General features: G+C 63.5%; 16 protein-coding genes. 9 read left to right on the forward strand and 7 right to left on the reverse strand.

Annotation, left to right across the window (positions count from 1 at the left end; all coding sequences use genetic code 11):
• Positions 1-43 precede the first annotated feature (43 nt).
• A complete protein-coding gene (locus E3O45_RS14120) occupies positions 44-1324 on the forward strand; it encodes a MurT ligase domain-containing protein (protein WP_134443944.1) in 1281 nt (426 codons plus the stop codon).
• Positions 1325-2086, forward strand: a complete 762-nt coding sequence (locus tag E3O45_RS14125; RefSeq protein WP_134443945.1) for a type 1 glutamine amidotransferase — start codon at positions 1325-1327, stop codon at positions 2084-2086.
• A gap of 109 nt (positions 2087-2195) precedes the next feature.
• Here E3O45_RS14125 and E3O45_RS14130 read toward each other — a convergent pair whose 3' ends face one another.
• The gene (locus E3O45_RS14130) at positions 2196-2447 is read right to left on the reverse strand and encodes a hypothetical protein (RefSeq protein ID WP_166787589.1); all 252 of its coding nucleotides are present in this window, start codon (positions 2445-2447) and stop codon (positions 2196-2198) included.
• Between the two features lie 193 nt (positions 2448-2640).
• Between E3O45_RS14130 and E3O45_RS14135 the strand changes: the two genes are divergently transcribed.
• Positions 2641-4719: a type IIA DNA topoisomerase subunit B gene (locus tag E3O45_RS14135; protein ID WP_134443946.1), complete on the forward strand. Its 2079-nt coding sequence runs from the start codon at positions 2641-2643 to the stop codon at positions 4717-4719.
• Positions 4720-4797: 78 nt separating this feature from the next.
• Here E3O45_RS14135 and E3O45_RS14140 read toward each other — a convergent pair whose 3' ends face one another.
• Positions 4798-7287: a DNA topoisomerase (ATP-hydrolyzing) subunit A gene (locus E3O45_RS14140; protein ID WP_134443947.1), complete on the reverse strand. Its 2490-nt coding sequence runs from the start codon at positions 7285-7287 to the stop codon at positions 4798-4800.
• A 122-nt stretch (positions 7288-7409) separates the two neighbouring features.
• Between E3O45_RS14140 and E3O45_RS14145 the strand changes: the two genes are divergently transcribed.
• Positions 7410-8555 (forward strand): alkaline phosphatase family protein, encoded by a 1146-nt coding sequence (locus E3O45_RS14145; RefSeq protein WP_241985367.1) that lies wholly within the window; start codon positions 7410-7412, stop codon positions 8553-8555.
• Positions 8556-8594: 39 nt separating this feature from the next.
• Here E3O45_RS14145 and E3O45_RS14150 read toward each other — a convergent pair whose 3' ends face one another.
• Positions 8595-9188, reverse strand: coding sequence for a DUF3043 domain-containing protein (locus tag E3O45_RS14150; RefSeq protein WP_134443948.1), 594 nt, complete (start codon positions 9186-9188; stop codon positions 8595-8597).
• 38 nt (positions 9189-9226) lie between these two features.
• Here E3O45_RS14150 and E3O45_RS14155 point away from each other — a divergent pair, with 38 nt between their 5' ends.
• From E3O45_RS14155 to E3O45_RS14175, 5 genes are all read left to right on the forward strand, one after another.
• Positions 9227-10675 (forward strand): dipeptidase, encoded by a 1449-nt coding sequence (locus E3O45_RS14155; protein WP_134443949.1) that lies wholly within the window; start codon positions 9227-9229, stop codon positions 10673-10675.
• A 130-nt stretch (positions 10676-10805) separates the two neighbouring features.
• Positions 10806-11189: an iron-sulfur cluster insertion protein ErpA gene (erpA, locus tag E3O45_RS14160; RefSeq protein ID WP_134443950.1), complete on the forward strand. Its 384-nt coding sequence runs from the start codon at positions 10806-10808 to the stop codon at positions 11187-11189.
• 257 nt (positions 11190-11446) lie between these two features.
• Complete coding sequence (gene coxB, locus E3O45_RS14165; RefSeq protein ID WP_134443951.1) at positions 11447-12337, forward strand: cytochrome c oxidase subunit II; 891 nt, start codon at positions 11447-11449, stop codon at positions 12335-12337.
• A gap of 3 nt (positions 12338-12340) precedes the next feature.
• Positions 12341-14071, forward strand: a complete 1731-nt coding sequence (gene ctaD, locus E3O45_RS14170; protein ID WP_092448624.1) for a cytochrome c oxidase subunit I — start codon at positions 12341-12343, stop codon at positions 14069-14071.
• Positions 14072-14494: a cytochrome c oxidase subunit 4 gene (locus E3O45_RS14175; RefSeq protein WP_134443952.1), complete on the forward strand. Its 423-nt coding sequence runs from the start codon at positions 14072-14074 to the stop codon at positions 14492-14494. It abuts the gene before it with no gap.
• Positions 14495-14668: 174 nt separating this feature from the next.
• Here E3O45_RS14175 and E3O45_RS14180 read toward each other — a convergent pair whose 3' ends face one another.
• The 4 genes from E3O45_RS14180 to E3O45_RS14195 all read right to left on the reverse strand — a co-directional run bounded on the left by E3O45_RS14180 (position 14669) and on the right by E3O45_RS14195 (position 19172).
• The gene (locus E3O45_RS14180) at positions 14669-15508 is read right to left on the reverse strand and encodes a methyltransferase domain-containing protein (RefSeq protein ID WP_134443953.1); all 840 of its coding nucleotides are present in this window, start codon (positions 15506-15508) and stop codon (positions 14669-14671) included.
• 33 nt (positions 15509-15541) lie between these two features.
• A complete protein-coding gene (locus tag E3O45_RS14185) occupies positions 15542-17191 on the reverse strand; it encodes a ubiquinol-cytochrome c reductase cytochrome b subunit (protein ID WP_134443954.1) in 1650 nt (549 codons plus the stop codon).
• Positions 17188-18261 (reverse strand): ubiquinol-cytochrome c reductase iron-sulfur subunit, encoded by a 1074-nt coding sequence (locus tag E3O45_RS14190; RefSeq protein ID WP_134443955.1) that lies wholly within the window; start codon positions 18259-18261, stop codon positions 17188-17190. The genes E3O45_RS14185 and E3O45_RS14190 overlap by 4 nt, the downstream gene beginning before the upstream one ends.
• A gap of 95 nt (positions 18262-18356) precedes the next feature.
• Positions 18357-19172, reverse strand: coding sequence for a cytochrome c (locus E3O45_RS14195; RefSeq protein WP_134443956.1), 816 nt, complete (start codon positions 19170-19172; stop codon positions 18357-18359).
• Positions 19173-19190: the final 18 nt, after the last annotated feature.

Raw genomic sequence — 19190 nt, forward strand, 5'->3', positions numbered from 1 at the left:
GAGTGGCGTTGACACGGCGGTCCCGGATCGTGACTCTGCTCTCGTGAAGTCTGTGAGGTACGCTCCGGCGATTCTGATAGGTCGAGCGGTGCGGGTTCTAGCCCGCTGGCGCAAACCGGGTGGTGGCTCGGCCATCCCCGGCGTCGTCGTCAACCGCATCGCGCCTCGTTTTTTGGCCGACACCCTCAACGGCTTTCCGCTCGGTTTGGTCATCGTGACCGGTTCGAGCGGCAAGTCGACGTCGACCAAGATGCTCGTGGCCATTCTGCGGGCGCACGGCCTGACCGTGTTCACCAACCAGTCGACGGCCAATATCAGCCAGGGTTTGACCAGCGCACTGCTTGAACGGGTCACTCTGACCGGGCACATCGCCGGTGACGTTGCCGTTCTCGAAATGGACGAAGGGCACGGTGCCTTGATCGCCGGGTCGCTGAGCCCGCGCGTTGTCGCCCTCACCAATGTCATGGTCGACCAGATCGACCGGTTCCACGACTCAGAGATGGTCGCGGCCCTGCTCGGCAAGATCGCTGCCCGCGCCACTGAAACCGTGGTTCTCAATGCCGACGACCGCTACCTCGCCGACGTCGGCTCCAGGCTCGAACCGAGCATACGGGTGTCCAGCTATGGCGTCACCGCCGACGTTCTCACGCGGCACCCCCGGGGCCTGGGCTACGCCGACACCGCCGAATCGCGTCTGCCCGCTGGAATGGGACTCCAACTGACCGGAATGGTGGGGCGAACTGCCGAAGTGGAATTCCCTTCCAATGGCGGCAGCCACAGCATTGCACTGCCGGCCCGCGGCATCCACTACGCCGTTGATGCTCTGACCGCGCTCGGCGCCGCCGAGGCCACGCTGGGGGAGACTTTCAACCCGGCTACCGCCTGTGCCGCACTCTCGGCGATGCCGGCCGTCTTCGGTCGCGGCGAAGTCGTTACCGTCGGCGGTAAAGCGATCGAATTCGTGCTCGTGCAAAACCCGTCGAGCTTTCAGCTCAACGTGGACAGCCTCGAGGCCGGCACGGAGCAGATCATCGTGATCATCGGCTCCGATGTGCGGGATCCCTCCTATTTCTGGCCGGTCGATACCTCGGGGCTTGGCCACGTGCTGATCGCCTCCGGACTGAAGGCGCACGACATCGCCCTGCAGCTGGCCTACGACGGCGTGGCGGTCGATCGCATCGAACTCGACGTCCCGACCGCGCTGGATGCCTTCCTGGCACTGCCGGATCCCGTGTCCGGGGTGAAAACGATCATCTTCTCGGCTGACGGCATGCGGCGCACCCGTGCCCACCTCGGCCTCGTCTCCAACGTTGAGGAATCGTAAATGACCGCCACGTCGATTGAGCGCCCCTTCACGGTGGTCTCGCTGCTGCCTCGTCTCCTCGACACCAACGGCGATGCCGGCAACGCTCGCGTGTTCGCCCAACGCGCCCGGTGGAGCGGCCGCGAAGCGCGAGTCGTCGACGTGCATACCCGGGCCGACCTGCCCGAACACGTCGACGCGGTGTCGATCGGATCGGGAACGGATGCTGCGCTGCTGCCCGCGAGGGATGCCCTGCGCACCGTGCTGGAAGACCTGAGAGTCTGGTCGAATTCCGGCGTGCCCATTCTGGCCGTCGGCACCGGATGGGAGCTGATCAGCTGGGGGATAGACCTCGCTGGCGGAAGCGTAATCGAGGGACTCGGACTGGTCGCGGGCCACGCCGTTCCCCGCACGAAACGCGCCACCGACGACATCATCGTGTCGTCAAAGTTTGGGCGGCTGATCGGGTTCGAGAACCACGCCCGCGACTATGTCGGCGCTGAGGCGAGCCCGCTGGGCCGGGTGCTCCATGGCACAGGCAATGCGGATGCTCCGGCGAGCGGACCGCAGATCGAGGGCCTGACCATGGGCGAGGTGTTCTGCACCCACCTGCACGGACCCGTTCTGGCCAGAAACCCCGGGCTGGCCGATCACCTGCTCGAGGCGGCATTCCGTCGCCGCGGTCTCGTCTATACCCGCGGCGCTGTGGCCGAGTCCGTCGATGAGACTGCGCGCACCGCGCGCAACCAGGTTGCGCAGCGGCTCGGGCAGCCCACCGAATAGCAGCCGGCCGGGCGTTAACGAGGAAACCGCACCCGAGACTGGCCTGAGCCAGCCGCGCGTGCGGCATCCGTTCTTTCGTCAGCTCGAGCCGAACGAGATTATTGACCAGCTAGGAACGCTGGTCTTCGAGCAGACGACTTGACTCGTCGTGCCAGCTCTCGGCAATGCTAGCGAGCTTCTCCTGGTGCTTGCGGCCGTGGTGAGCACAGAACAGCAACTCGCTGTTCTTCACGACGACGCGAATGTAGGCCTGGGCACCACAGGCATCGCAGCGGTCGGCTGCGGTGAGCTGGTGGGGGGCGCCCTGCTTGTTCTCAGCACCGTTGTCTACAGCACCATTTTCGGTGGCGATCTGGGACATATTCTCCTCCTCCAGACTTTATTGCTTGAACCCTTTGACTAATGTAAACACGGCCTGGCTGGGTTTACGTGGTGATTGGGTGGTATTTCGCTCACCGCGTAGCCGTGTTGCTCAGTTGTGACCCGCGCGAGACGCGAGGGGCGGCAGGCGATGCGCGAAGGCACCCCGGTTGGCCCCGGTATTCTTGGTTGTTGTGAGTTCTGACTATTCTGCGCGCCACCTATCCGTCCTCGAAGGACTGGAGGCAGTACGCAAACGCCCCGGCATGTACATCGGCTCGACCGACTCTCGCGGTCTGATGCACTGCCTGTGGGAGATCATCGACAACTCGGTTGACGAGGCCCTCGGTGGCCACGGCGCGAGCATCAATATCGAGCTGCACCCCGATCAGAGCGTCGAGGTGCGCGACACGGCCCGCGGTATCCCGGTCGATATCGAACCCAAGACCGGCCTGACCGGCGTCGAGGTCGTCTTCACCAAACTGCATGCCGGCGGCAAGTTCGGCAGCGGATCCTATGCCGCGTCCGGCGGATTGCACGGGGTCGGAGCATCCGTCGTCAACGCCCTGTCCGAACGTCTCGATGTCGAGGTCGACCGGGACGGCAAGACCTGGGCCATGTCCTTCCACCGCGGAGAGCCCGGCCTGTTCGCCGACACAGGGGAGAAAAGTCCGGACGCCCCGTTCACTCCGTTTGAGAACCAGAGCGAGCTGCGGGTGATTGGCAAGGTCAAGCGCGGCGTCACGGGAACCCGCATCCGCTATTGGGCCGACCGGCAGATTTTCACCAAAGGTGCAGCCTTTCAGACCGACGAGGTACTGAACCGGGCCCGGCAGACGGCGTTCCTGGTTCCGGGCCTGGCAATCGAGGTCGCAGACCGGCGCACCGACGAGCAGGTGGTCAGCCTGTTCCAGTTCGATGGCGGGATCAGCGAATTCGTCGAGCATCTTGCGACGGATGCCCCGATCACCGACACCTGGCGGCTGACCGGCAGCGGCACCTTCAGCGAAACCGTACCGGTGCTCACCGACAAGGGCGCCATGGTACCCACCGAACTCGTGCGCGACTGCGAGGTGGATATCGCCCTGCGCTGGGGGACCGGTTACGACACGCTCGTGCAGAGTTTCGTGAACATCATCGCCACGCCGAAGGGAGGCACGCACCAGGCTGGCTTCGACGCCGGGCTGCTTAAATTTCTGCGCGGTCAGCTGGAGCTGAATGCCCGCCGGCTCAAGGTCGGCAGCGACAAGCTCGACAAGGACGACGTGATGGCCGGCCTCACCGCCGTGCTCACCGTGCGCCTGCCCGAACCGCAGTTCGAGGGCCAGACGAAAGAGGTGCTCGGCACGCCGGCGGTGCGGGCGATCGTTGCCAACGTTGTCGCCAACGCCATGGCCGAGCGGTACGCGTCGCCGAAACGCGATGACAAGACCCAGTCAGCCCTGTTGCTCGACAAGATCGTCGCCGAGATGAAGTCACGCATCTCAGCCCGTGCCCATAAAGAAACCCAGCGGCGCAAGAACGCCCTGGAAAGCTCCTCCCTGCCGGCCAAGCTCGTCGACTGTCGCAGCAACGACGTGTCCACGAGTGAGCTGTTCATCGTCGAGGGCGACTCGGCGCTCGGCACCGCCAAGCTCGCGCGCGACAGCGAGCATCAGGCGCTGCTACCGATCCGCGGCAAGATTCTGAACGTGCAGAAGGCATCCGTGTCGGACATGCTCTCCAACACCGAGTGTGCCTCGATCATCCAGGTGATCGGTGCCGGCTCCGGGCGCAGCTTCGACCTGTCGGCGGCGCGCTACGGCAAAGTCATCATCATGAGCGACGCCGATGTCGACGGCGCCCATATTCGCACCCTGCTGCTCACCCTGTTTTTTCGCTACATGCGCCCGATGATCACCGAGGGCCGCGTGTTCGCTGCGGTGCCGCCACTGCACCGGGTGATCGTGATGAACCCGGGCTCGAAGCCCAACGAGACCATCTATACCTATTCCGAAACCGAGTTGCACGCGGTGTTGACGGCGCTCGAGAAGAAGAATCGCCGCTACCAAGACCCGATCCAGCGCTACAAGGGCCTCGGCGAAATGGATGCCGACCAGCTCGCGACAACGACCATGGAACGCGCCCACCGCACCCTGCGCCGGGTGCGCGTCGACGATGCCGAGGCGGCCGGCAAGGTGTTCGAACTGCTCATGGGTAACGATGTGGCCCCGCGCAAGGAGTTCATCATCGACAGCTCCGACAAGCTCTCCCGCGATCGCATCGACGTCTAACCCTCCCGCGAGAGCGCAAAAAGTGCCCGATTGGATAGTTCAATCGGGCACTTTTTGCGCTCTCGCGGGGAGGGGAGCCTATATTTCGGAGCCAATAGCTCCGATGATGGCGTCAAGCATGACCCCGGATGCGTCTCGGCGGGATCCGGACTCGGGGAGAGCACGGGGAGTACCGTCCGGACCGACGGCCCGCGCCGGCGCTGGCCCGACCCAGGCGACGGCGAGCGTATCTTCGCCCTTCAGGAAACGCTGGGCACGCACACCTCCGGTGGCTCGCCCCTTGGCCGGGTACTCAGAGAAGTCGCTCAGCTTGGCGCTGCCGGGGTCAGTCCCCGGCAGGGTCTGACTGCTCGCCGCGACCGTCGCGACGATCGCCGTGGCGACGTCCTCGGTCGAAAGGCTCGTGAAGAAGACGACCGTCTCACCCGGCGTCAGCTTGATGCCGGCCATGCCGCCGGCTGCCCGGCCCTGTGGACGCACACCGGAGGCGGTGAAGCGCAAAAGTTGGGCGTCAGAGGTGATGAAGACGAGGTCGTCGTCCTCGCCGCCCTGGACCGCGCCGACCACTTCGTCCTTCGGTTTAAGCGCGACGATCTCGAAGTCGGGCTTGTTGGCCCAGTCCCCGGGAGTGACGCGCTTCACGACACCCTGACGGGTGGCGAGTGCAATCGCCCGATCGGAGTCGAGGGAGACGATGCCGAGTACGTGTTCCTTCTTATCGGACAGCACCAGGTACTCGCTGATTCGCACCCCGGCGGCGAGTTGAATCGACGTCGGCGGCATCACGGGCAGATCAACGGGGGAGAAGCGGATGAGGCGACCCCGGTTGGTCACCGCGCCCACCTCGGTGCGGCTCGTCGTGTCCAGCGTGGAGAGCACGGCGTCGTGCTTGCTACGTCGCTGGGGCGGCTGGATTCGCTGCGGAAGTGAATCGTCCACCGCGACCAGGTCGACCCGGGCGATGCGACCGGTCGCGCTCAGGAAAATGCGGGTAGCGATGTCCTGCACCTCGAGCACGGCCGCCTGGCGTTTGGCGGCGGCGACCGAGAGGCCAGCGATGCTCGGCTTGGCCTCGGTCAATACCGTGCGGCGCGGGGTGCCGAATTTTTCGGCGACGGCACCGAGCTCTTCGGAGACCAGGGTGCGGATGGCGGCCTTGGAGGACAGCAGCTTTTCCAGCTTGGCGATCTCGGCAAGCAACTGGTCGCGTTCGGCTTCGAGTTCGATGCGGGAGAATTTGGTGAGGCGGCGCAGCCGAAGTTCCAGAATGTACTCGGCCTGGATCTGGCTCAGGTCGAACACATCGATGAGTTTGGCGCGCGCCTGCTCGGTGTCGTCGCTCGCGCGAATCACCTGGATGACCTCGTCAATGTCGAGAATGGCCACGAGCAGGCCGAGCACGAGGTGCAGGCGTTCCTTGCGGCGGGCCAGCCGGTAGGCGGAGCGGCGGGTGACGACCTCGATGCGGTGATTGACGTAGACGTGCAGCAATTCGAGCAGGCCGAGGGTCTGCGGGGCTCCGTTGACGAGGGCGACTGCGTTGATATTGAACGAGTCTTCGAGCGGGGTGTAGCGGTAGAGCTGCTCGAGCACGGCGTCGGGGCTGAACCCGGTCTTGATGCCGATGACGAGACGAAGCCCCTTGGTGCGGTCGGTCAGGTCGGTGACGTCGGAGATGCCGCTGAGCTTCTTCGAGTTGACGCCGTCCTTGATCTTCTCGATCACCTTTTCCGGGCCGACCAGATAGGGGAGTTCGGTCACGATGAGCCCGGTCTTGCGGGCGCTGATCGACTCGACTGAGACGCGCGCCCGGGTCTTGAAGCTGCCACGGCCGGTGCTGTAGGCATCCTTGATGCCAGCCAAACCGACTATCGTGCCACCGGTGGGCAGGTCGGGCCCCGGCACGAACTCCATCACGTCGTCCAGGGTCGCGTTCGGGTGCGCGAGCAAATGCCGAGCCGCTCCGACGACCTCGATCAGATTGTGCGGTGCCATATTGGTCGCCATGCCGACGGCGATGCCGCTCGTGCCGTTGACCAGGAGGTTGGGGTAAGCAGCCGGCAACACATCGGGCTGGGTCAGCTGGTTGTCGTAGTTGGGCACGAAGTCGACGACGTCTTCGTCGAGGTTCTCGGTCATCGCGAGGGCCGGGGCCGCCAGACGGGCTTCGGTGTAGCGGGGAGCAGCCGGCCCGTCGTCGAGAGAACCGAAGTTGCCGTGTCCGTCGATCAGCGGCACCCGAAGCGAGAATGACTGGGCCATGCGCACGAGGGCGTCATAGATGGCGGTGTCGCCGTGCGGGTGCAGCTTGCCCATCACCTCACCGACAACACGGGCGCTCTTCACGTGCCCCTTGTCGGGGCGCAATCCCATTTCGTTCATCTGGTACAGGATGCGTCGCTGCACCGGCTTGAGACCGTCCCTGGCGTCGGGCAGGGCGCGCGAGTAGATCACCGAATAGGCGTATTCGAGGAAAGACCCCTGCATCTCGACCGAGACATCGACGTCCTCGATGCGTTCGGTGCTGACTGTGCTGGTGTCGGGTGTGGTGCTGTCTGAGCGGCTCATTCGCGAATTCTGCTTCAAGCGTGCGGCGGCGACCGAGCGATTCGGTCGTGCTGCACTACGTCTGGGGCGCTCTCGGGAGCGCTGGAGGGCGCGGGTTCGTCCCTGTGAAAGAATAGAACCCGATGCCCACCATGCTACCGGCCCGCCAATTCAGTGCCCTGCGCCTGGCCGATGTTCTCACCAGTTCTCTCGATGCCGTCTGTGCCAGACCGAATTCGCTCGGGTTGCCCGCGGTGCGCAAAGCGGTCGTGATTCTGGCGGACGGCCTCGGCGTCAGCTCGATCCGGGCTCGGGCCGGGCACGCCCGTTTTCTGGCTTCCCGCCTCAATAAATCCAGCATTATCGACGGGGTCTTCCCGGCAACGACCGTGGCGGGGATAGCGAGCCTGACCACCGGGGTGGAACCGGGCCAGCACGGTCTGGTCGGCTACCAGGTGCTCGATGCGGCACGCGACCGGGTCGTCAATCAGTTGACCGGCTGGGACGCGGATATGCAGCCCGCGACCTGGCAGCGGGCCCGGACCGTTTTCGACCGGGCCGCCGACGACAACGTGCCCAGCTTCGCCGTCGGCCCGAAAAAGTTTTTGGACTCGGGCTTCACCCAGGCGGTATTGCGCGGGGCTCAGTACGTGCCCGCCGAGAAGGTGGCCGATCGTTTTACCGCTGCGCGCAGCATCCTGAATGAGAACCCCACCGCCCTGATCTACCTGTACGTCGCTGAACTTGACGTTGTCGCCCACGCGCACGGCTGGGAATCGGACCGCTGGCTGGCCGTGCTCGAGAACCTCGACTCGGAGGTGACCCGGTTCGCGGCGACTCTGCGCTCCGATGAGGGGCTGCTTCTCACCGCAGACCACGGCGTGATCGACGTGCCGAGCACCAAACACGTTCTGTTCGACACCGAGCCGGCACTCGTCGCCGGGGTTCGCCACGTGGCGGGGGACCCGCGCTGCGTGCAGCTCTACCTCGAACCGGAGCAATCCGCGGTCGACGCTGACTCACTGGCGGATACCTGGCGGCAGTCGCAGGGGGATCGCGCCTGGGTCTACACTCGCGCTGAGGCGGTGGCGGCCGGCCTCTACGGGCGCGTCGCCGACGAAGTGCTGCCGCGCATCGGCGATGTGCTCATTGCCGCCCGCAAGGGCATCGCCTACTACGATTCCCGGCCGGCGAACCAGAAAGCGCGCAACATGATCGGGCAGCACGGTTCCCTCACCGATGAGGAAGTGCGCGTACCGCTGATTCGTGCTGGTGCCTTCGAACGATAGCGAAGACACTCCGGCGCCCCGCGTGGGGCGCCGGAGTGGTTAGACCGGGTACTGACGGCGCTTGACCTGCGGCTTGGGCAAACGCATCGGCCGCAGCTGCAGCGCGCGCATGGCTGCATACCAGCGGATGCGCTCGGCCTTGTCCTCGCCGAATTTGGCCTCGATCTTCTTGGTGAGAATGAAGCCGAGTGCGACGCAATCGATAACGGCGAGGATGAAGAATGCCCAGAGCGCGAAGATCGCGTAGACGTCAATGCTTGGAATCGTCGTGAGCAGGATCACCAGGAACATGATCGGGATCATCAGTTCGCCGACGTTGAACCGCGCGTCGACGTAGTCGCGGGCGTAGCGCTTCTGCGGACCGCGTTCGCGCAGCGGCAGATACTTGTCGACTCCGGCAGCCATGCCGGCCCGAGCGACATCCCGAGCTGCTGTGGATTTGGCGCGCGCCTGCTTGGCGGCGAGCTTGCGGTCGTCCGGCACCAGCGGGCGCTTGTTGGCCGCTTCCTGCTTCTTGCGGGTGGGGGTCGCCTGACCCTTGCCGGCAGTGGACGCGAGACCGAGGCGCGCTGCGGTCTCGTCTGCGCTTTCAATCGACGGCTGGGCGTCGGGGTTTACGGGAGTCTTAGCCACATCAAATCCTTGCAATTGGGTGCTTTAAGATTACCCGTATGACTGGTAACCCACAGACAAATTCCCCAACCACGGGCTCCGCCGCACACTCGGAAGCGGATTCGGGGGCGCAAAACGCCCTCCGCACCGCCGTCGAACAGGGGCTCCCCACCACGATCGCCGACCTGTGCGCGTTGGTGCGCATCCCGTCGGTATCCTGGGCCGCTTTCGACCGTGCCCACGTCGCCGCCAGCGCCGACGCCGTAGTCGCTCTCGTGCGCCACCTCGACGTGTTCGAGTCCGTCGACATCGTGCAGGCCGGTATACCGGGCGGTACCGAAGTTGGCCAGCCGGCCATTCTCGCCTCTCGTCCGGCGCGCAACGGCCGACCGACCGTGCTCCTCTACGCTCACCACGACGTTCAGCCTCCCGGCAAGGACGAAGACTGGGAGTCCGACCCGTTCACCCCGACCGTCCGCGGCGACCGCCTCTACGGGCGCGGTGCCGCCGACGACAAGGCTGGGGTGATGGCGCACATCGCCTCCATTCGAGCTCTCGTCGCCGCTGTCGGCCGCGACTTCGATCTGGGGCTCGCGCTGTTCATCGAGGGAGAAGAAGAGTTCGGCAGCCGCTCGTTCGCAACGTTCCTGGACGAGAACCGCGAGGCCCTGCGCGGCGATGTGATCATCGTGGCCGATTCCAACAACTGGGACGTGAACACGCCCGCCATCACGACTGCACTACGCGGAAACGTCACCCTGCGGTTGACCGTGCGCACGCTCGAGCATGCTTCGCACTCCGGCATGTTCGGCGGAGCAATCCCGGACGCCATGCTGGCCATGATCAAACTGCTCGCGACGCTGTACGGCGATGACGGTTCGGTCGCCGTCGCCGGACTGACCAGCATCGACGTGCCCACCCCCGACTACTCCGAGGAGCAGCTGCGCGCCGAGACCGGGCTCCTGCCCGGCGTCAGCCCAATCGGACACGGTTCCATTCTCAGTCGAATCTGGTCGCAGCCGGCTCTCACCGTCACCGGCATCGACGCCCCGAGCGTCGACAACGCGTCGAACACGCTCACACCGAGCGTCAGCGTTCGAATCAGCACGCGCATCGCCCCCGGGCAGTCCGCGGTCGAGGCCGCGGTCGCCATCGAAACGCACCTGCGTGAGCACGCCCCCTTCGGCGCGTCAGTCGAGATCGACGATATCGACACCGGCGAACCCTTCCTGGTCGACACCAGCGGCTGGGCCGTGACCGAAGCGCGAACGGCCATGACGGATGCCTGGGGCACGCCGCCAGTGGACATTGGCGTCGGCGGTTCGATACCGTTCATTGCCGACTTGGTGCGCGTTTTCCCGACCGCCCAGATTCTCGTGACTGGGGTGGAAGACCCTGACTCCCGCGCCCACAGCCCGAATGAATCCCTACACCTGGGAGTTTTCAAACGGGCCGTACTGAGTGAAGCGTTCCTGCTCGGTCGCCTGAATGAGCGCACTGGGCATTGACCTCGAGAACCCCGCTCAGGGAAGTATGAGAGCGTGGGAATGCCCAGGTCGACTTTCTGGTTGTCCCCGATAGCATTGTCAAGACCAAAACCTGCGTGCGAAGCAGTCACTGCGCGAACCAAGGAGAAGCATGACCGACACCATGACCCCGACTATCAGCTCCGCTGACATTGCGACGCCTAGCGCCGCGCACGGCATCGCCCTCACCGAGGTCGCGGCACTCAAGGTGCGCAGCCTGCTGACCCAGGAAGGCCAAGAAGACCTCCGTCTGCGCGTCGCCGTGCAGCCCGGCGGATGCTCCGGCCTGATCTACCAGCTGTACTTCGACGAGCGGGTTCTCGAAGGCGATGCCGTCGTCGACTTCGACGGTGTCGAGGTCGTCGTAGACAAGATGAGCGTCCCGTACCTCGATGGCGCCTCGATCAACTTTGAAGACACGATCGAGAAGCAGGGGTTCACCATTGACAACCCAAACGCCGGCGGCAGCTGCGCCTGCGGCGATTCCTTCAGCTAAGCATCCGCTTCAGAAAACCTGCAGGGCAGGAACATTATTACCCAATGATGTTCCTGCCCTTTTTGCTTCCAGCCCGTCATTTCCCCCGCCGTTTTCCCGTGGTCTCGCCTGATTTAGCCAGCCATCAGCGGTGGCGCTGCAGAAAACCCCGCCGCCACGACCCGAGGGTGCACGTCGGAACCGTTCTCGCGGAGTAGGCTGGGATGGATCAAAACACTTCCTGAGAAGTGTCCTCGAATCTCCCGAAAGGTCCCCCGGTGCGCAATAACCACCGCCTTCGTTGGGCTGCTATTCCGCTCGCAGCGACGTTAGCCGTTGTACTGGCCGGATGCACGCAGGCCCAGCTCCACGGCTTCCTGCCCGGCTTTATTGAAGAGGGTGAAGCGCCGGTCAGCAATCAGACCGATCGCATCGCCGGACTGTGGACCACGGGGTGGATCGTTCTCCTCGTCGTCGGCCTCATCACCTGGGGGCTGATCATCTGGACGATCGTGGTCTACCGCCGCCGGAAGGGCCAGACCGGACTCCCGGTTCAGCTGCGCTACAACATGCCGATCGAGATTTTCTACACGGTCGTGCCGCTCATCCTGGTCGTCGGATTCTTCGCATTCACGGTTCGCGACCAGATCGCCATTGAAACCCGATTCGAGACCCCCGACGTCAAGATCGAGGTGCAGGCCAAGCAGTGGGCCTGGGACTTCAACTATGTCGACGAAGACGTCTATTCACCGGGCATTCAGGGCCAGCCGGATCCCGAGGGTGAACGCGGTTCACTCATCGAGTCCGAACTTCCCGTCCTGGTTCTGCCAGTCGACCAGAAGGTTGAAATCGCTCTCGAATCTCGCGATGTCATCCACTCATTCTGGGTCATTGATTTCCTGTACAAGAAGGACGTCGTTCCCGGTAAGACCAACTACATGTCGGTCATCCCCGAACGCATCGGTACTTTCAAGGGCAAGTGCGCCGAGCTGTGCGGCGAGTACCACTCGCTCATGCTCTTCAACGTCGAGGTCGTCTCTCAGGAGGACTACGACACCTACATCCAGACTCTGCGTTCCGCGGGCAACGTCGGCCAGCTCGACAACAATTACGACCGCAATCAGAATCAGCCGGGCACGAGTGCCCCGACGGCTCCGGAGGACAACTAAACCATGAGCACGACCATCGCACCAGTCGAGTCACGTCCGGCACTGCCGGTCTCTCCGTCTGCGGAGCCTAAGGGAAATATCCTCGTTCGGTGGATCACCTCCACCGACCACAAAGTCATCGGGTACATGTACCTGATCACGTCGTTCATCTACTTCTGCCTCGGCGGCGTCATGGCACTCATCATTCGCGCCCAGCTGTTCGCCCCCGGACTCGACGTCGTGCAGACGAAGGAGCAGTACAACCAGCTGTTCACGATGCACGGCACAATCATGTTGCTGATGTTCGCGACACCGCTGTTCTTCGGATTCGCCAACTTCCTGGTTCCGCTGCAGATCGGTGCTCCCGACGTTGCGTTCCCTCGCCTCAACGCGCTCGCGTACTGGTTCTTCAACTTCGGCAGCCTCATCGCCGTTGCCGGGTTCCTGACCCCGCAGGGTGCTGCGTCGTTCGGTTGGTTCGCCTACCAGCCGCTCGCCAGCACGACATTCTCACCGGGAATCGGCGGCAACCTGTGGATGGTCGGGCTGGGCCTGTCGGGCTTCGGTACCATTCTCGGCTCGGTCAACTTCATCACCACAATTATCACCATGCGCGCCCCTGGAATGACGATGTGGCGGATGCCGGTCTTCACCTGGAACACGCTCATCACGGCTCTGCTCGCCTTGATGGTGTTCCCCGTGCTTGCCGCAGCCATGCTCGCCGCCGCATCCGACCGGATCTTCGGCTCGCACATCTACGACTCGGCCAACGGTGGTGCCATACTCTGGCAACACTTGTTCTGGTTCTTTGGACACCCCGAGGTGTACATCATCGCCCTGCCGTTCTTCGGCATCGTGTCCGAAGTCTTCCCGGTGTTCAGCCGCAAGCCGATGTTCGGGTACAAGACGCTGATCTACGCGACCATCTCCATCGCCGCGCTGTCCATCTCGGTCTGGGCGCACCACATGTACGTCACCGGCTCGGTGTTGCTGCCGTTCTTCTCGCTCATGACCATGCTCATCGCGGTCCCCACCGGGGTGAAGATCTTCAACTGGATCGGCACCATGTGGCGAGGGTCGCTGACCTTCGAGACGCCCATGATCTGGGCCATCGGCTTTCTCGTCACGTTCACTTTCGGTGGTCTCACCGGCGTGATCCTGGCCTCGCCGCCGCTCGACTTCCACGTGTCCGACACCTACTTCGTCGTCGCCCACTTCCACTACGTGGTCTTCGGTACCGTCGTGTTCGCCATGTTCAGCGGGTTCTACTTCTGGTGGCCCAAGTGGACCGGCAAGATGCTCAACGAGAGTCTCGGCAAGTGGCACTTCTGGTTGTTGTTCATCGGCTTCCACACCACATTCCTGATCCAGCACTGGCTGGGGGTCATGGGAATGCCGCGCCGGTACGCCACCTACTCGCCGGAGGATGGTTTCACCTGGATGAACCAGGTATCAACCATTGGCGCCATGATCCTCGCCGTGTCCATGATCCCGTTCTTCCTGAACGTGTACATCACGGCCCGCAAGGCGCCCCTGGTCACGGTCAACGACCCGTGGGGCTACGGCTCCTCACTCGAGTGGGCCACGTCCTGCCCGCCGCCGCGACACAACTTCACCTCCATTCCCCGCATTCGGTCTGAACGTCCGGCCTTCGACCTCAACCACCCCGAGGCTGGCATCCCCGTCGGAATCGGACCCGGCAAGGATGCGCCCGATGCGCCCGTCTACGACATCGACTCGAATCAGGTGAAATAAGTGAAGACCAACGTCAACCTGCTCTGGGTGCTCACCGTCTTCTTCGGAATCGTCACGGTTGTGTACGTCGGCTGGAGCCTGCTCGATCCCTTCCACGGCCAGATTGAGTGGGCGGGCACGTTCATGCTCGCCCTGTCCACGCTGCTCGTGGCCTTCGTCGCGTTCTACCTGGACAAGGTGCACGCCGCTCAGGGGGGGGAGCTTCCCGAGGACCGTCTCGATGGCAACGTCGACGACGGGGACCCCGAGATGGGCTTCTTCAGCCCGTGGAGCTGGTGGCCGATCTTCCTAGCCGCCGCCACGGCGCTCGTCTTCCTCGGTCTCGCCGTGGGTTTCTGGGTCTCTTTCATTGGACTCGGCCTGGGTCTGATCTCCCTAACCGGATGGGTGTACGAGTACTACCGCGGCCTATTCGCCCGCTAAGCACACAACACCAACCGATACCGATCTGCCGCTGCTGGCAGGTCGGTATCGTCGTTTAACGTTCGGCCAGGCTGTGTCACAGGGCAGGTGAGTGTTGGAGTCAGGCTGTGACAGCGCGGGGCAGTGTCCGGGCCGGGGTGCGCCAGCGCAGGACTGTGTCCCGGTTGCGCTTTTTCAGCGCGGGTCTGTGTCGCGGCGCCGAAACCCAAAGATGTCGAATGCGATCGTCACGTCCTGCAACGAACCTGGGGCCGGCTCAGGACCCGTCGGTACAGCGTGGTGCGACGACGGCCCCATGCCGATGAGCGAGGCCACCTCGGCCACTGAGAGCGCTACGGTTTGTTCGAGGCCATGCGCGCTCTCCAGAGCGAACCAGGCCGCGAGGCTGGCTTCGAGGTGTGCGGCCTTATCTGCCTGCATCTCCACGGCCAGGCCGGCCCGCCGGAGCTCTCGCAAATGCGTCGGTCGAGGGACCACCACGAGCAGCAGCCCGCTAGGTCGGAGAACGCGATGGAATTCCGCAGCATTGCGGGGCGCGAAGACGTTGAGGATGACGTCGACCGCAGCGCCCTGCACGGGCAGCGGGGACCAGACATCTGCTACCAGCCCGTCAATGCGGTCATGCGAGCGCATGGTTCGGCTCACCGCAGTGGGGGAGAGGTCCATGCCGAGCGCCCGGACGTCCTCGCCTAGGGGCAATGCCTCACGCAAGTAGTAGCCGGTACCGCAGCCTACGTCCAGAATACGTCGGGGATGCTCGGGGGAAATGATGGCGCGAATGGCGGCCTGGAGTGGCTCGTACCAGCCGGCTGCGAGAAAACTGTCGCGGGCATCGAGCATGGCTGCGCTGTCGCCGATGAACTTGGGCGGGCCGGTGAGGAGGTTGATGAAACCGCGCTTGTTGACGTCAAAGGAATGCCCCGTGCTGCATCCCAATCGGAGAGCGCCCGTCGGAGCGAGGGGCAGAAAGCAGTTCGGGCACCGAAGCCACTCCGATAACGTCTGGAGTGACATCGATGCCCGATCTGTGGTGGTGCCTGAAGAGCGCTACTTGTCGGTGATCGCTGCGGGGTGGTCGCCATGAGCGCGATTCAGCTCGGTCTGCGTGACTGGAGTGATCCGGTCTTCGAAGAACCAGCGGGACAGCCCGGCGCGAACCTTCTCGGCGGGGCCGATCTTGCCCTGGGCGTTGGGTCGAAGCATGAGCGGCTTGAAGTCGCTGTAACTCACCAGTTTCCAGCGCTCGTACTCATCGACCGGCTGGTGCACTTCGACGAACTCGCCGCCGGGCAGTCGAACGATGCGGCCTGACTCGTAGCCGTGCAGTACGATCTCGCGGTCCTTCTTCTGCAACGCGAGGCAGACGCGCTTGGCGATGAAGAAAGCCAGAATCGGTCCCAGCAACGTTGTGGCCTGGAGGGTGTGGATAACACCTTCCATGGTGAGGTGGAAATGCGTGGCCATGATGTCCGACGAGGCTGCAGCCCAGAGTGAGGCGTAGAACGTGACGCCGGCAGCACCGATAGCGGTGCGGGTCGGGGCGTTGCGCGGACGATCCAGCACGTGGTGCTCGCGCTTGTCCCCGGTGATCCAGGCTTCGATGAAGGGGTAGACCATGACGGTAACGATGAACAGTCCAACCACGGCCAGTACGACCACGATGTTGAGCGAGTAGGTGTGGTTCAGCCACACGACCTCCCACCCCGGCGGAATCAGGCGCATGGCGCCGTCAGCGAAACCGATATACCAGTCGGGCTGAGTACCGGCGGACACCGGTGACGGGTCATACGGACCATAATTCCAGATCGGGTTGATCGTGAATAGGGACGCGATCAGCATGACGACGCCGAAGACGATGAAGAAGAACCCACCGGCCTTGGCAGCGTACACGGGGAGCACCGGATATCCGACCACATTCTGGTTGGTGTGTCCGGCGGCCGGGTACTGGGTGTGCTTGTGCACGACGACGAAGAGGAGGTGCATCGCGATCAACGCGACGATGATTGCCGGCAGCAACAGGATGTGCAGCGAGTACAGCCGTCCGACTATGTCGGTGCCGGGGAATTCGCCGCCGAAGAGCAAGAAGGAGGTCCAGGTTCCGATAACCGGGATGCCCTTGACCAGACCGTCGATGATGCGCAGGCCGTTACCGGAGAGCAGGTCGTCCGGGAGGGAGTAGCCGGTGAATCCTTCGGCCATTGCGAGGATGAATAGGATGAACCCGATGACCCAGTTGAGCTCGCGCGGCTTGCGAAACGCACCGGTGAAGTAGATCCGCAGCATGTGCAGCCCGATGGCGGCGACAAACAGAAGAGCTGCCCAGTGGTGTACCTGGCGCATGAGCAGGCCGCCGCGAATGTCAAACGAAATGTCCATGGTCGACGACATCGCTACCGACATCGGGATGCCCTTGAGCGGCGCGTAGGAACCTTCGTAGACAACCTCCGCCATGGAAGCCTGGAAGAAGAAGGTCAGGAAAGACCCGGACAGCAGGATGATAACGAAGCTGTAGAGCGCAACTTCGCCGAGGAGGAAGGACCAGTGGTCAGGGAAGATCTTGCGACCAAGTTCTTTGACCGCGCCAGAGATGCTTGTGCGCTCGTCGATGTAGTTGGCGGCCGTGGCGGTGAAGCCACCGGCCTTCTTCGCCCCGACGGTTTGATCCCCAGCAGATTCGCGGGTGTTTACGGTTGTCATGCTCGCTCCCAGAAACTCGGGCCGACTGGTTCAGTGAAATCGCTTTGCGCGATCAGGTAGCCCTCAGCGTCCACGGCAATCGGGAGCTGGGGTAGTGCCCGCTTCGCCGGTCCGAAGATGACCTTGCAGTGGTTCTCAACGTCGAACTGCGACTGGTGACACGGGCAGAGCAGGTGATGGGTGTGCTGTTCATACAGTGCCACCGGGCATCCGACGTGGGTGCAAATCTTTGAGTACGCCACGATGCCCTGGTAGGACCAGGTCTTGCGTTCCTCTGATTCTACTAGGTCCGCTGGATCCATACGAATTAGGAGGACGGCTGCCTTGGCCTTTTCTTCCAGGCGACCATGCTCCATCTCGGACAGCCCTTCCGGTATGACGTGGAAGGACGATCCCAACGTGACATCCGAGGCCTTGATCGGTGTGCCGCTCGGGTCCATGGTCAGGCGGACGCCCTTTTTCCACATGGTTTCGTTTAGAAGGTCGACGGGGTTCTGGTCCATCGGACCGAGCCCGCGGAACAAGACAACGGCAGGCAGCGGGAAGACGACGAGCGCGCCGATCAGGCTGTTACGAATCAGCGTGCGACGACCGAAGCCGGATTCTTCATTTGCCTGCTGAAATATCTCCACGGCGCGGGCCCGAACGGGTTCGGTTCCGCGAACCGGGTGACGTTCGTCAACGCCTTCATGATCACTCATGAGGGCCTTGCCCCAGTGCACAGCACCGATACCGATGGCGAGTAACGCGAGGCTGAGCCCAAGACCGATGAACAGGTTGTTCAGGCGTACGGATCCCGGATCTTCCGGGACGATGGGAAAGGCCATGTAGGCGGCGATCGCGAAAACACTACCCACGATGGATACGTAGAACAACGTGTAGACAGCGCGCTCCGCTTTGCGCTCTTCCTTGTGGTCAAGGTCGGTGATGCGCGGACGATGCGGTGGGAACCCCGGGTTGACCAGGGAGTCCCGTGTGACGACGGCGGTGCTTGCGACGATTGGAGCAAGCGAGTCGCCAGGCGAGTCGGCGGCGGTTACGTCCTCCGCGCCGTTATCGTCCTTGACCATTGTTCTCCTTTGTGGGCTGTGAAAATACTCTGCGCGCTCGTGCTGCGCGGCGTTCGGGTGAGACGGGGGAACTGGTCAAGACCGATTCCCGGTCATCAGTTGGATTTTGCGGTGATCCACACGGTCAGGGCCACGATTGCGCCCAGCCCGAAGATCCAGATGAAGAGGCCCTCAGCCACCGGCCCCAGGGAACCGAGTGCTAAGCCGCCCGGAGACGGGTTGTCCTCGACGTACTTGAGGTAGGTGATAATGTCGCGCTTATCTTCCGGCGTGATGTTCATGTCGTTGAAGACGGGCATGTTCTGCGGGCCGGTGATCATGGCCTCGTAGATGTGCTGCGCCGACACGTTCTCGATCGCCGGGGCGAACTTACCCTCGGTCAGGGCGCCGCCGGCGCCAGCCACGTTGTGGCACATCGCGCAGTTGATGCGGAACAGCTCTGCGCCGTTTGCCGCATCGCCAGCAGCAGCGTCGAGCAATTCAGCCGCCGGAATTGCGGGGCCGGGAGCCAGCGAGGCAACGTAGGCCGCGAGAGCTGCAATTTGCTCAGACGTGAACTGCACCGGCTTCTTCTGTGCCTGCGGGCCCTGCATCTGCATGGGCATCCGTCCGGTGCCGACCTGGAAGTCGACCGACGCTGCGCCGACTCCGATCAGGCTGGGGCCTTCTGTGGAACCCTGGGCGCTCAGTCCATGGCAGGTGGCACAGTTTGCGGCGAAGAGCTTTTCGCCCTCAGCGATGGTCTGCTGGGAGGAAGCATCCGTTGTCGCAACGGCGGTGCTGGTACTGAGGGCGGCATAGGCACCTCCGGTGAACAGCAGTCCGATGGCGATGAGGGCAACGCTGGCGAGCGGGTGGCGACGTCCGGTTTTACTTGGACGGCGTGCTCGAGTCTTTTTGATCGTGGTCATGCTGAAGTAGTCCGCTCC

This window comes from Cryobacterium sp. TMS1-20-1, from assembly GCF_004402355.1.
GTDB classification, from domain to species: Bacteria; Actinomycetota; Actinomycetes; order Actinomycetales; family Microbacteriaceae; genus Cryobacterium; species Cryobacterium levicorallinum.